11 protein-coding genes are annotated in these 13646 nt (G+C 63.4%); 6 read left to right on the top strand and 5 right to left on the bottom strand.

Annotated features, from left to right (window positions below):
• Positions 1-144: 144 nt before the first annotated feature.
• Both P3C18_RS01465 and P3C18_RS01460 read right to left on the bottom strand, forming a co-directional pair.
• On the bottom strand, positions 145-1413 hold the full coding sequence (locus P3C18_RS01465; protein WP_275960118.1) for an MFS transporter: 1269 nt from the start codon (positions 1411-1413) through the stop codon (positions 145-147).
• A gap of 74 nt (positions 1414-1487) precedes the next feature.
• Positions 1488-4370 carry an EAL domain-containing protein gene (locus P3C18_RS01460; protein ID WP_275960117.1) on the bottom strand — a complete coding sequence of 961 codons (2883 nt, stop codon included), beginning with the start codon at positions 4368-4370 and terminating at the stop codon, positions 1488-1490.
• 235 nt (positions 4371-4605) lie between these two features.
• On the opposite strand from P3C18_RS01460, the gene uvrD reads away from it, so the two are divergent.
• The 5 genes from uvrD (at position 4606) to P3C18_RS01435 (ending at position 10088) form a co-directional block, all read left to right on the top strand.
• Positions 4606-6810: a DNA helicase II gene (gene uvrD, locus P3C18_RS01455; protein ID WP_275960116.1), complete on the top strand. Its 2205-nt coding sequence runs from the start codon at positions 4606-4608 to the stop codon at positions 6808-6810.
• Between the two features lie 32 nt (positions 6811-6842).
• On the top strand, positions 6843-7949 hold the full coding sequence (locus P3C18_RS01450) for a TRAP transporter substrate-binding protein (RefSeq protein ID WP_275960115.1): 1107 nt from the start codon (positions 6843-6845) through the stop codon (positions 7947-7949).
• Positions 7950-8051: 102 nt separating this feature from the next.
• Positions 8052-8630, top strand: a complete 579-nt coding sequence (locus tag P3C18_RS01445) for a TetR/AcrR family transcriptional regulator (protein ID WP_275960114.1) — start codon at positions 8052-8054, stop codon at positions 8628-8630.
• A gap of 104 nt (positions 8631-8734) precedes the next feature.
• Positions 8735-9586: a TIM44-like domain-containing protein gene (locus P3C18_RS01440; RefSeq protein WP_275960112.1), complete on the top strand. Its 852-nt coding sequence runs from the start codon at positions 8735-8737 to the stop codon at positions 9584-9586.
• Between the two features lie 133 nt (positions 9587-9719).
• Positions 9720-10088, top strand: a complete 369-nt coding sequence (locus tag P3C18_RS01435) for a VOC family protein (protein ID WP_275960111.1) — start codon at positions 9720-9722, stop codon at positions 10086-10088.
• 3 nt (positions 10089-10091) lie between these two features.
• On the opposite strand, the gene P3C18_RS01430 is transcribed toward P3C18_RS01435, so the two are convergent.
• A complete protein-coding gene (locus P3C18_RS01430; RefSeq protein ID WP_275960109.1) occupies positions 10092-10685 on the bottom strand; it encodes a hypothetical protein in 594 nt (197 codons plus the stop codon).
• Between the two features lie 134 nt (positions 10686-10819).
• Here P3C18_RS01430 and P3C18_RS01425 point away from each other — a divergent pair, with 134 nt between their 5' ends.
• On the top strand, positions 10820-11230 hold the full coding sequence (locus P3C18_RS01425; protein ID WP_090250916.1) for an SMI1/KNR4 family protein: 411 nt from the start codon (positions 10820-10822) through the stop codon (positions 11228-11230).
• 63 nt (positions 11231-11293) lie between these two features.
• Here the strand turns inward: P3C18_RS01425 and P3C18_RS01420 are convergent, their stop codons facing one another.
• Both P3C18_RS01420 and P3C18_RS01415 read right to left on the bottom strand, forming a co-directional pair.
• The gene (locus P3C18_RS01420) at positions 11294-11986 is read right to left on the bottom strand and encodes a HAMP domain-containing sensor histidine kinase (protein ID WP_275960108.1); all 693 of its coding nucleotides are present in this window, start codon (positions 11984-11986) and stop codon (positions 11294-11296) included.
• Complete coding sequence (locus tag P3C18_RS01415) at positions 11983-13587, bottom strand: tetratricopeptide repeat-containing response regulator (protein WP_275960107.1); 1605 nt, start codon at positions 13585-13587, stop codon at positions 11983-11985. Before P3C18_RS01415 ends, P3C18_RS01420 begins: the two co-directional genes overlap by 4 nt.
• Positions 13588-13646 lie beyond the last annotated feature (59 nt).

Below are 13646 nucleotides of genomic sequence, written 5' to 3'. Positions count from 1 at the left end.
TCTAATTCAATCCGGACAGGCCCGCAGGATTGTCCGCGCGCGGCACAAAGGCAGCCATCTTTGATCCGGTTGAACGCCTGCCGGGCAACCACCGCCCGGCGCAGGTGGGAATAGAGGAAACACCCCCGGCGAAAAGCCGGCGACTTATGCCGCGTTGGCCGCCGGCCGTGCGCTACGCCAGAAGTACAGCAGCACGATGGGCAGTCCCAGCAGCCCCAACACGCCGGCACTGATAAACAGACTGGCAAAGCCCAGCTGCTCGGCCAGCCAACCGCTGGTGGCGCCTACCAGCCCGGCCAGCAACAGCTGCACACTGGCCTGCAGGGTAAAGTCCGCGCCCTCATGCTCGGGCCGGCACTGGCGCATCATCACCGCGAACAGCGCCACCGTGGACATGCCATCGGCGGTCTGCTCGAACAACGCCACCAGATAGACCAGACCGATGCTGCCGCCGGCATTCACCAGCAAAGCCATCGCCGCGATCCCGCAGGCCTGCAACAGACCGAACAACAGCAGCGCGCGCAACGCGCCGATGCGCGCATACAACAGACCGCCGAGAAACGCCCCGGCGATGCCGGCCAGGCTGCTGATCAGGGTCAGCTGGCCCAGCTCGGCGTTGCTCCAGCCCTGGTCCACCAGCATCGGTTTGATCATCGGCGAGCCCAGCGCATCGCCCAGCTTGAAACTCAGCAGCACCGCCAGCCAGAACAGCATGCCGGGCTGCAGCAGCAAGCCGCGGTAATGCCGCAGCAGCAGCCCAGGCCCGGCCGGCTCCGCCTGCGCGGGCTGAAACGGCAGCTCGCGTCGCTCGTTAAAGCGCCAGATCGGCAGCGTCATCAGCACCAGCAGCAGCGCCACCAGCGCCAGACTCAGGTTCCAGCCCAGCGCATCCATCGCCAGCAGCAGACCACTGCCGCTGACCAGCATGCCGACCTTGTAGCCTCCCACCTGCAAGCTGTTGCCCAGCCCGCGCCAGCGCTCCGGCAACAGCCGCACGGCAAGGCCATCGGTGGCAATGTCCTGGGTCGAGGCAGCCAGGTTGACCAGCAGCAACAGGCCGATCAGCAAGAGGAAGTGACTGTCGAACAACCGCTCGGGATTCATCAGCGCCAAGGCCGCCACTACGGTGATAACACCGAGCTGCAACGGCAGAATCCAGCCGCGGTGATGGCCCAGACGCGGCGAAGCCAGCCGATCCACCCACGGCGCCCAGAGCACCTTGAGCAACCAGGGCAAGGCCAGCAACTTGAGCAGGCCGATCAACGCCAGATCGACGCCGTGCTGACGTAACAGCACCGGCAGCGAATGGGCCAGCAGACCCGAGGGCAAGCCCTGGGCGCAATACAGCGAGGCCAGCAGGATCAGAGTGGCATTGGCCGGGCGAGCCGCGGCGGCGGAAGAAGTGGGCTGCATGGAGCATCCTGCAAATCAGCGAAAGCGCGACAGTAGCGGCCAGGCCGGCGGCAGACAAGCCGCCGGCCGGCCAATCAGAACTTGCTGGCCTGCTCGCGCAGCAGTTGGGCGAACTGCTCGGCCGGCACCGGTTTGCTGATCAGGTAACCCTGGATCTCGTCGCAGCGCTGACTCTTGAGGAAGTCCATCTGCGCCTGGGTTTCCACGCCCTCGGCGACCACCTTGAGCTCCAGGCTGTGGGCCATGGCGATGATCGCGCGGGTGATCGCGGCGTCTTCGCTGCCAGGGGTCAGGTCGCGGATAAAGGTCTGGTCGATCTTCACGTAATCCACCGGGAAGCGCTTGAGGTAGCTGAGCGAGGAATAGCCAGTGCCGAAATCATCGATCGCCAGTTTTACGCCCAGTTCGCGCAATTGCTGGAAGGTGCTGATCACGCTTTCGACGTTATCCAGCAGCTGGCTTTCAGTCAGCTCTAGTTCGAGGAACTGCGCGGCCAGGCCGGTTTCATCGAGCACCTGGCGCACCAGGCTGAGCAGGTTGCCCTGGCGCAGCTGATGCACCGAGAGATTCACCGATACGCGAATCTGCGCCAGCCCCTGCACCTGCCAGGCACGCGCCTGCAGGCAGGCCTGACGCAGGACGAATTCGCCAATGGCGCCGATCAGCCCGGTTTCTTCGGCCAGGCCGATAAAGTCGCTCGGCGGCACCAGGCCCAGCTCCGGGTGGCGCCAGCGCACCAGCGCCTCGGCGGCATTCAGGCTGTCGGAGGCCAGGCACAGCTTGGGCTGATAGAAGACTTCCAGCTGGCCTTCGTTGATGCCTTTGCGCAGCTGGTTTTCCAGTTGCAGGCGCTCCAGGGTGCAGGCCTGCAGGTTGTCAGTGAAGAACTGGAAGGTGTTGCCACCCAGGTGCTTGGCATGTTGCATGGCCATATTGGCCTGGCTGACCAAGGCGGAAATTTCCCGCGCGTTGTCGGGCAGCAGGCTGATACCCAGGGAGGCGCTGACCACCAGCTCATGGCCGCCCACGGTCATCGGCACGCGCAGTTTGCTCAGCAGGCGGCTGGCCAGGCGCGCCAGGCTGGAGAGGCTGCCGTAGGAATCGATCAGGATGGCGAATTCGTCACCGGACAGGCGCGCCAGAGTGTCGGCTTCCGGCACCGCCTGGGTCAGACGGCGGCTGACCTGGCGCAGCAGTTGATCGGCCACTTCATGGCCGAGACTGTCGTTAAGCAGTTTGAAGCGGTCCAGGTCGACATGCAGCAGGGCAATGCTGCGTCCGCCCTGCCGTGCGCGCTGGCTGGCCTCGTGCAAACGCTCCTTGAACAGGCTGCGGTTGGCCAGGCCGGTGAGCTCGTCGTAGTGCGACAGGTAGCGCAAACGCTCTTCGGCCTCGCGCCGCGACGACAGATCGGCGAAGAAGCCGACGATATGGCTGACGCTGCCCCGCGCATCGCGCACCACGTTGAGCTGCAGCCACTGCGGATACAGCTCGCCGTTCTTGCGCGTTTCGATCAACTCGCCGCGCCAGGTGCCACTGTTTTCCAGCTCCAGGCGGATCATCTGATACTGCCGACGGCTGTCGCCACTGCTGATCAGGCTGATCACGCTTTTGCCGACCACTTCGTCCTGGCGATAACCGGTCACGTCGCTGAAGGCCTGGTTGACCGACAGCAGGCGGTAATCCGGGTCGAGAATCACGATGCCTTCGCTGGCGGCCTCGAACACCGTGGCGGCCAGCTGTTGCTGCTGTTCCTGCACCTTGCGCGCGCTGATATCGCGACGGGTGCCGAGCATGCGCAGCACGCGGCCCTCGGCGTCGCGCTCGACCGCACGGCCGCGGTCTTCGATCCACACCCAGTGGCCGGCTGCGTGCTTGATGCGGTATTCGACCTGATAGTCGTCGCTGCGCCCCTTCATATGCTCGACCAGCGCGCGGCGCAGCACCGGCAGATCATCCGGGTGCAGGCGCGGCTTGAGGTCGCGCAGCATCACCTGCACGGCCTGCGGCTCCAGGCCGAAAATTTCCTTGAGGCGCGAGTGGTGCACTTCATCGCTCTGCAGGTCCCAGTCCCACAGGCCCAGCTCACTGGCTTCGATGGCCAGGGTCAGGCGCGCGCGGCTCTTGCTCAGGGCGTAGGTGGTTTCATCCAGCTCCAGGGTGCGCTCGGCCACGCGCATTTCCAGCTCACCATGGGCCAGACGCAACTCGCGCTCGGCGCGGCGGCGCTGTTCCACCTCATGGGCCAGCTCGCCGTTGAGCCCTTCGGCCTGCATCTTGGCGTGCTCCAGGTTGCTGATCAGCGCCTGGTTGTGAAAACGCTGCAGCAAGCTGCGCTGCACCAGGCGGTTGACCTGCCAGGCCACCACCAGCAGGGCCAGCAGCAGAATGCTGCCGAGCAGGCCCCAGCCGCGCTGCAGCGGGTTATCACTGAGCAGCAGATAGCCCACCGAAGGCAGCAGGCAGGGCAAGGCAAAACTGAGGAAGGCGGTAAAACTGATGGCATAAGCCACGCTGGCCGAGAGAATCGCCGCAGCAATCAGGCCATAGACCACTGCCTGCAGGTAGAACACATCCGCCGGCACCAGGGCGATGGCGGCAAACGCCAGGGTCAGCCCGGAAGCGCTCGCACCAAGCAGAAATAGACGGCGCCAATGACGTTCGGCCTGACGGCTGGGCAAGGCGTTATTGAAGGCGCGCACCTGCACCAGGCGCAGCACGGCAAGGATCACCAGCCAGACCGACCAGCTGACCAGCAGCACTGGTGGCAGCACGCCCCACAACAGGAAGGCACACACCACGCCGCTGAGCAGCATAAACAGGGTCGGCACCTGCGAGCCCTGATAGAGCATGCGGGTGCGTTCGGCGGCGATGTCTGTGGCAAACAGCTGAGCCACTTCCCGCCCGGGAGTCGGCCTGAAGCCATTGGCGCCAGCGGATGAAGTCGATGCGGTCATAGGCGATTTTCTTATAAGTGGTTGCCTAAACGTCGGCGCAGCATACGCGAGCTAGACGCATCGCCCAAGCCAGATGTGCGCTAATTCACAGTACAAATACCTAACTTTCGGCGAGTGCAGGCGCGGCCTGTCTGCGCCCGCAGAGCTGACTCACCAGTCGTTCACTAAAACCCCGGCGCCGATCCAGGTCATACCCTGGTTTGCCCTGCCTGGCGCAGCCCCCTAGAATGCCGCGATGCAAAATGACCCCGAACTCCTGATTGCCTCTCTTAATGATGCCCAACGCCAGGCTGTAGCCGCGCGCGTGGGCCGCCAACTGGTGCTGGCCGGTGCTGGCTCCGGTAAAACCCGCGTGCTGGTGCACCGCATCGCCTGGTTGATCCAGATCGAGAATGCCTCGCCGCACAGCATTCTGTCGGTGACCTTTACCAACAAGGCCGCTGCCGAAATGCGCCACCGCATCGAGCAGATGCTCGGGCAGAGCCCGGCCGGCATGTGGGTCGGCACCTTCCACGGCCTGGCCCATCGCCTGTTGCGCGCGCACTGGCAGGAGGCCGGCCTGGCCGAGAACTTCCAGATTCTCGATTCCGACGACCAGCAGCGCATCGTCAAACGGGTGATCCGCGACCTCGGCCTGGATGAACAGCGCTGGCCGCCGAAACAGGCGCAGTGGTTTATCAACGGGCAGAAAGACGAAGGCCTGCGGCCGAAGAATATCCAGCCCGGCGGCGACCTGTTCCTCGCCACCATGCTGAAGATCTACGAAGCCTACGAGGCCGCCTGCGCCCGCGCCGGGGTTATCGACTTCTCCGAGCTGCTGCTGCGCGCCCTCGACTTGTGGCGTGACAAGCCGGGCCTGCTGGAGCACTACCAGCGGCGCTTCCGGCATATCCTGGTCGACGAGTTCCAGGACACCAACGCCGTGCAATACGCCTGGCTGCGCATGCTCGCCAAGGGCGGCGACAGCCTGATGGTGGTGGGCGACGACGATCAGTCGATCTACGGCTGGCGCGGGGCGAAGATCGAGAACATCCAGCAGTTCTCCGATGACTTTGCCGACGCCGAAGTGATCCGCCTGGAGCAGAACTACCGCTCCACCGCCGGCATCCTCAAGGCCGCCAACGCGCTGATCGCCAATAACCAGGGCCGTCTGGGCAAGGAACTGTGGACCGAAGATGGCGACGGCGAGCCGATCAACCTGTATTCGGCGTTCAACGAGCACGACGAAGCGCGTTACGTGGTCGAGACGATCGAGGACGCCCTGCGCAAGGACGGCCTCAAGCGCAGCGAAATCGCCATCCTCTACCGCTCCAACGCCCAGTCGCGGGTGCTTGAAGAAGCCCTGCTGCGCGAGAAGATTCCGTACCGCATCTACGGCGGCCAGCGCTTCTTCGAACGCGCCGAGATCAAGAACGCCATGGCCTACCTGCGCCTGCTCGACGGCCGCGGCAACGACGCCGCGCTGGAGCGAGTGATCAACGTGCCGGCGCGTGGCATCGGCGAGAAGAGCGTCGAGACCATCCGCGAGTACGCTCGCGCCCATGATGTGTCGATGTGGGAAGCGATTCGCCTGATGGTCGCCGCCAAGACCCTGCCTGGCCGTGCTTCGAGCGCGCTGGCTGGGTTTATCGAGCTGATCGAAAACCTCGCCGCCAAGGCGCTGAGGATGTCGCTGCACCTGATGACCCAGACGGTGATCGAGCAAAGCGGACTGATCGCCTACCACAAGGCCGAGAAAGGCGAAAAAGCCCAGGCGCGCATCGAAAACTTGGAAGAGCTGGTCAGTGCCGCGCGCACCTTCGAGAATAACGAAGACGACGAACTCAGCCCGCTGCAGGCCTTCCTCAGCCACGCCTCGCTGGAAGCCGGCGACACTCAGGCCGCGGAAAACGAAGACAGCGTGCAGCTGATGACCCTGCACAGCGCCAAGGGCCTGGAGTTCCCCCAGGTGTTTCTGGTGGGCATGGAAGAAGGCCTGTTCCCGCACAAGATGAGTCTGGAAGAGCCCGGCCGTCTGGAAGAAGAGCGCCGCCTGGCCTACGTAGGCATCACCCGCGCCATGAGCAAGCTGGTGATCACCTACGCCGAAACGCGCCGTCTGTACGGCAGCGAGACCTACAACAAGGTGTCGCGCTTCGTCCGCGAGATCCCGCCGCAGCTGATTCAGGAAGTGCGCCTGTCCAATAGCGTCAGCCGGCCGTTTGGTGCGGTCAGCCGCAATATGGGCGGCAATAGCATGAGCGGCGACAGTATGTTCGCCGGCAGCGCCGTACCGGACACCGGCTTCAACCTCGGCCAGCGTGTGCAGCATTCGCTGTTCGGCGAAGGCACCATCCTCAACTTCGAAGGCTCCGGCGCCCAGGCGCGGGTGCAGGTGAATTTCGAAAGCGAAGGTAGCAAGTGGCTGATGCTGAGTTACGCCAAGCTGCAGGCGCTGTGATCGACCGTCTACTCAAATAATAAGGAGCCTCCATGATCCGCCGCCCTCTGCTGCTCGCCAGCGCCCTGCTCGCCGCCATCGGCCTGAGCGGTTGCAAGGAAGAACCTGCCGCGCCGCAGACAACCGCCACGCCTGCCGCAGGGACGCCTGCCGCAGAAAGCTTCCACTGGAAGATGGTCACCGCCTGGCCGAAGAACTACCCAGGCCTGGGCACCGCCGCCGAGCGCCTGGCCGAGCGGGTCAAGACCATGAGCAACGGCCGCCTGACCATCAAGGTGTATGCCGGTGGCGAACTGGTGCCGCCGCTGGAAGTGTTCGACGCCGTGTCGCGCGGCACCGCTGAGCTGGGTCACGGTGCGGCCTATTACTGGAAGGGCAAGGTACCGGCGGCGCAATTCTTTACTGCCGTGCCGTTCGGCCTGTCCACCAGCGAGATGAACGCCTGGCTGAGCAAGGGCGGCGGCCAGGCATTGTGGGACGAAGCCTATGCCCCCTATGGCGTAAAACCCATGGTGGTGGGCAACACCGGCATGCAGATGGGCGGCTGGTACAACAAAGAAATCAACTCGCTGGCTGACCTCAAGGGCCTGAAGATCCGCATGCCGGGCCTGGGCGGCGAAGTGCTGAGCAAACTCGGCGCCACCACCGTCAACCTGCCCGGCGGCGAAGTGTTTACCGCCCTGCAGACCAACGCCATCGACGCCACCGACTGGGTTAGCCCTTACAACGACCTTGCCTTCGGCCTGCACAAAGCCGCCAAGTTCTACTACTACCCAGGCTGGCAGGAGCCGCAGGCAGTGCTCGAACTGCTGATCAACCAGAAGGCCCTCGACAGCCTGCCGGCCGATCTTCAGGCGATCCTCAGCGAAGCCGCCCGCGCCGCCAGCCAGGACATGCTCGACGACTACGTCTACCACAACGCCATGGCCCTGGATGAGCTGACGCAGCAGGGCACTCTGCTCAAGCGCTTCCCCGACGAAGTGCTGGCCGCCATGCAGCGCGAGTCCGAAGTGGTACTCGGCGAACTGGCCGCGCAGAGCGAGCTGAACGGTCGTATCTGGGCCTCGATGCAGGCCTTCCAGGCCCAGGTCAGCCAAATGCACCAGCTGTCGGAGAAAGAGTTGTACAACTGGCGCTGACAGCCGACTGCAATCAGCACAAACGGAACCTTCGGGTTCCGTTTGTCGTTTCAGGCCTGCCCTACCGCGCTCGCCGCCCATACTGCTTGGCGAGGTGAGCCGATGAAACGCGCAACTGTTTCCGCAGCACAAATACTCGATAGCGCCTTGCAACTGGCCGATGTCTGCGGCTGGGAGCGCCTGCATCTGTTCGATGTGGCTGCCGACCTGGGTGTGGGGCTGGATGCCATCGCTGTGCATTACCGCGAGAAGGATCAGCTGGTGGAAGCCTGGTTCGACCGTGCCGACCAGGCCCTGCTGGCGCGCGGCACTGGCGCAGACCTGCTAACGCTGGAGCCGGCCAAACGCCTGGAAGAACTGCTGATCGCCTGGCTCGACAGCCTGGCCGCACATCGCGCGGTCAGCGGGCAGATGCTGCTGTACAAGCTGGAACCGGGGCATATCCACCTGCAGATTGGCGGCCTGCTGCGCATCAGCCGCACCGTACAATGGTGGCGCGAGGCGGCGCGGCGGGAAACCCTGCACCTGTGCCGTATCGCCGAGGAAAGCCTGCTGACCGGCGTGTACCTGCGCTGCTTTATCCACTGGTTGCGCCACCCCGAGGAAGACCCCGCCGACTTCCGCGCCCTGCTACGCAGACAGTTACGCTGCGGGCCGCTGCTGGTGCTACTGCGCCGCTGACTCAGTCGCATGGGCAAAAGCCGGAAACATTCTAGGCCTAGCCAGCGTCGCTCATGCCGGGCAAGATGCCGCGCGTAGATCCAATCACCAAGAGACAGCTAACCATGCAGCGTTTCCTTAGCATCGCCCTGGCCATGTTCCTCAGCCTGGGACTGACCACCATGAGTTTCGACGCCGAAGCCAAACGTCTGGGCGGCGGCAAATCCTTCGGTTCTGCGCCAAGCCACCAGGCTCGCCAGGCACCGGCCCAGCAAACCGCTGCACCGGCGACCGCCGGTCGTCAACCTGCTGCGGCTAGCGGCGCCTCGCGCTGGTTGGGCCCGTTGGCCGGTTTGGCCGCGGGTGGTCTGCTGGCCTCGATGTTTATGGGTGACGGCTTCGAAGGCCTGCAGATCATGGACATGCTGATCTTCGGCCTGATCGCCTTCCTGCTGTTCCGCTTCCTCGCTGCCCGTCGTCGCCAGGCCCAGCCGGCTGCCGCCGGTGGTGTGCCGTATCAGCGCGAAATGCCGACCCAGGCTGCACCTAGCTCGATTTTCGGTGGCCGCAGCGCCGCAGCCGTTATCAAGCCGGTGATCAACGCCCCAGCCTGGTTCAACGAGCAGAGCTTTATCAACGCCGGTCGTGAGCACTTCCTCAGTCTGCAACAGCACTGGGATGCCAACGAGATGGACAAGATCGGCGAGTTCGTTACTCCGCAGCTGCTGGAATTCCTCAGCCGCGAACGTGCCGACCTGGGTGACGGCTTCCAGTCCACATACGTCGACAACCTCGACGTGCAGCTGGACGGCGTCGATGACCTCAGCGACAAGACCGTCGCCACCCTGACCTTTAGCGGCGTGGCCAAAACCTCGCGGTTCGACCAGGGCGAAGTGTTCAGCGAAAGCTGGCGCCTGGAGCGTGCCGTCGGCGACAACCAGCCGTGGCTGGTCGCCGGTATCCGCCAGAACGGTTAATACCTGCTGCAATAAAGAAAACCCGGGCAAGCCCCGGGTTTTCTTTGTCCATCATTCAGCAAACGCATGGGCTGGCGCCCGATCCACTCAAGGTGCAATCTGCCCCTAGCTTAACCACCATGAGGACTGAGCAATGATCGGATACACCACGGTTGGCACCACTGACATGGAAAAGGCCAAGGCTTTCTACACCCCATTGCTGGCTGAAATGGGTGCAAGAGTGGTCATGGATTTGGGCCGCATCGCCTTCTACGGCATCGCCAAAGGTCAGCCGATGTTTGCCGTCTGCCTGCCCTATGACAAGCAAGCGCCTACCCCAGGCAACGGCCAGATGATCGCCCTGCCCGGCGGCTCACGCGAAGGTGTGGACAAGCTCTACGCCAAGGCCATCGAGCTCGGTGCAAGCTGCGAAGGCAAACCTGGCGAACGCATACCGGGGTTCTACGGTGCCTATTTCCGCGATCTGGATGGGAATAAGCTGGCCTTCTACCAAATGGGTTAAGAACTAGCCCGGATCGACGCTGGTACCCGGCGGCTTGGCCGCCGGGGCAGGCTGCTGGGCCTTGTCGCTCCAGGCCTGAATATCTTCGCTGCGCTGCCGGCTGTTGAGCTGGGCGCGATCAATCGCTTCCTCGTAATGCGCCAGCCAGCTGCGCGAGCCCGGCAGCATATTGGCCAGGTCACGCATACCGGCCTTCAAACCCTGCATCACCTGCTGATAATCGCGCTCCTGGGCCTGCAGCACCTTGCTTACTTCGGCGATGCTGTCCGGGTTCTCCACGCGCTCGAACATTCCCGTCAGCTGCGATGCCTGCTGACTGGCCAGCAGTTCTTCCTGGTTGCTCAGCGCGGTCTGCTGCACCGCCAGTTGCTGCTCAAGCCGCAGGATCTGCTGTTCCAGCGCCTGAATACGCGGCTCGTCGCCGGCACTGAACGCGCTGTGGATATTCAGCCCGACCGAAACCAGCAGCAGGCTACCCAGTACCCCGGCCAGCGCCAGGATAAACAGGCGGTTGCGCTTGCCAGCGGTAGTCAGCAGCTGTAACCGCTCTTCCTCGCTGAGTGCACCGTCTTCGGACTCTTGCGTTTGACTTTTCATGACCCGACCAATTTATGACGTTCAAAAATTGACGCACTGTTCATCTGCACAATAGCACTGTGCCAGCTTTTTGCTTAGACCCGTCTAGGGTATAAGACGCTCCCGTATACCCCGTAATAAATGAGGCAAACACCGTGGAAGAAGTCATCGAACAGTTGCGCGAACTCAACGAGCCGGTGCCCGTCCCGCTGGAATTGCCAGAAGAAGAAACCCTGGTGGAGATTCAGGAGCAGATCCTGATCCACCTGCCCTTCGCCCTGCGCGAGTACCTGCTGCAGGTCAGCGACGTGGTTTACGGCCGCCTGGAGCCGGTGACCGCCAGCGACCCGCAATCGCACACCTACCTGCCGGAAGTCGCCGCTACCGCTTGGTCCCTGGGCGTGCCGCGCGAATTCGTGCCGCTGTGCGAAGACCACGGCAACTACTACGTGGTGGAAGAAGACGGCACCGTGCTGCTGTGGGAAGCGGAAACCGGCGAAATCAACGAAGACGAAACCTGGGAGTCGGTCTGGCATTGGGTGCGTGACGTCTGGCTTGAAAGCTAAGAACTTTTTACGACCTGCAATGCGGCCCTGCGGCGTTAACCACGACGCAGGGCCGCAGTCGTTTCAGGGCAGATAAATCCGAAACACCCCGCCACCCAGTGGCGCGCCGTTGGCCAGTTCGATATGGCCGCGCACGCCATTGCGTTCGTGCAGTTCGGCGATGCGCCCAGCGAAGTACAGGCCCAGGCCGGTGCTGCCGGTGCTGTGCTTGAGGCCAAGGACGTAGTTGGATTGCTGGCTGAGCATCTCTTGCGGATAGCCCTGGCCGTCGTCGCAGATCGCCAGCACCAGTTTGCCGCCTTCCTCCCAGGCCCGAATCAGCAAGGCGCTGTGGGCGTAGCGGATGGAGTTGGTGACGATATTGGCGACCACCGAGCCAAGCAGTTCTTCATCGAAGAAACCCATCAGGTCGAAGCTTTCCACCTCGCATCGCGCGCTGATCTGCCGGCTTTGCAGCACTTCAAAATGCCGCGCCAGCTGCGCCTGGAGAAAATCCTCGACCTCGTGATAGCCGGGGCGCATCGGCAGCTGGTTGACGCCGAGCTTATACAGGCCGAGCAGCTGCACCAGCATGCCGTTGAGGCGGGCAAACTCGTATTCGATCACCCCCTGCTCGCTGGCCTGTTGCTGCTCCGGCGGCAGCTGCGCCTGCCACTGCGCATGGGCGCGGGTGAGCATGGCCAGGGAGTTTTTCATGTCGTGCACGGTGGAGGCGATCACCGTGGAAAAATCCAGCCCGCCGGGGGAATCACTCATTGGCCGCACGCCCGCCGCTGCAGCTGCAGGTAGCGCGCATGCCGGGCATCGGTCTCGGGCATCTGGCTGACCACCTCCAGACAGCGCTGGCATTCCTCCAGTAGAGCCGGCGACATTTCACCACCCGCCGATTGCAGCAACGATTGCGCGGTATTGAGGGCGATGCTGATGTTCTTTGGTTGCAGAGCAAAGGCCTGACGGAATAGCCGGAGCGCCTCGTCGTACTGCTTTTGCTGGTAGCAGCGTACGCCCTGGCGGTTGAGCTCCACGGCCTCTTTGCCGCCGGAGAGAATCTCGGCGTTGTCAGTCTGCCGGGCCACGCCCTGCATCACCTGTGGGTCGTCGCCGTAAACCTCGACACAGCTTTTCAGCAGGGCATCACTGGCTGCCGTCTGGCCCAGCGCGCGCAGCTGACTGGCGACGCGTAGAGCGGTATCGGCGGCAAACAACTGCGGCAGTTTTTCCATCGCCGCAGCGGCTTCGGCGGCCAGTTGTGCGGCGCGCTTGGGTTCCCCGGATTTATTCAGGCTACTGGCCAGGGCCAGGCGTGAACGCACCTGCACATTGGGGTCATTGGCGTAGGTCTTATCCAGCTCACCGAGAGCCTGGCTGACTTCGATCTGCAGGCGCTTGTCCAGCGTGCCATCGCCGGCCTGGGCAGTGATCGCCTGGGCCAGCCCGAGGTAGTTTTCCGGGCTCTTGAACTTGGAGGTACGGCCCTGCTCCATGGCTTGCCGATAGGCTTTGCCGGCGCTGTCAAAATCCTGGTTATCCATCGCCAGCTTGCCCAGCTGCATCTGCCGGCGAATCGCCAGCGGAGCCAATTTGACTGCATCTTCCAGGACCTGCTGAGCGCGTTGGCTCTCGCCCTGAGCCAGCAGCACGGCGGCCAGGCCGTCGTACAGCGCCGGCATCATCGGGAACAGCTGCAAACCCTTCTCGTAGAGGCTCTGCGCGCGGCTCAGCTCACCGCGTTTGTGCATCAGGCTGGCCAGCGCCACCTGCGCCCAGGGCAACGGTCGCTCGGCCAGTACGCCATTGAGCAGCTGCTCCAGCTCATCCAGCCGGCCCAACTCGCGCAGCGCCGTGGCCTGGTAGCGCTGGCACAACGGCAGGTAGCGCTTGTCCTGCTGGCTGAGGGTCTTGCAGGCATCCAGCACCGCGGCCGGGTCCTGTTTGTCGAGGCCCTGGAGAATGCCTTTAAGCGCGGTCTTGCGCTCCACCAGCTTGTCCAGGCGCTGATCGAGGCTGGCGCGGTTGAACGGCTTGGTCAGGTAGGCATCAGGCTCGTGTTCGAGGGCACTGAGCACCATGGCCTGACTGCTTTCGGCGGTGACCATAACGAAGATGCACTGGTGGCTGATCAGCTTGCCGGCGATCAACTCTTCCAATACCTGCTGACCATTCTTGCCGCCGCCCAGGTTGTAGTCATGCAGGATGATGTCGTAGCGCTTGTTGCGGCACATGCTCAGGGCTTCTTCGCCGCGGTCGGCGGTGTCCACATCACGCGCGCCCATATCGCGCAGCATGGCCTTCAACGAGCTGCGAAAGTCGGTGAAGTCATCGACGATCAGGATGCGCTTGCTGCCGTAATCCAGCATTGAAGAAGTCCTTGTACTGCAGTCTCAGAGTCGCATCAGTGTAGTTGTCGGCCATCGCG

Origin of the sequence: Pseudomonas sp. 1928-m, assembly GCF_029269135.1 — a bacterium.
Classification (GTDB): Bacteria; Pseudomonadota; Gammaproteobacteria; order Pseudomonadales; family Pseudomonadaceae; genus Aquipseudomonas.
The sequence above is the reverse complement of the archived record's forward strand: the minus strand, read 5'-3'. Positions and strand labels throughout refer to the sequence as shown.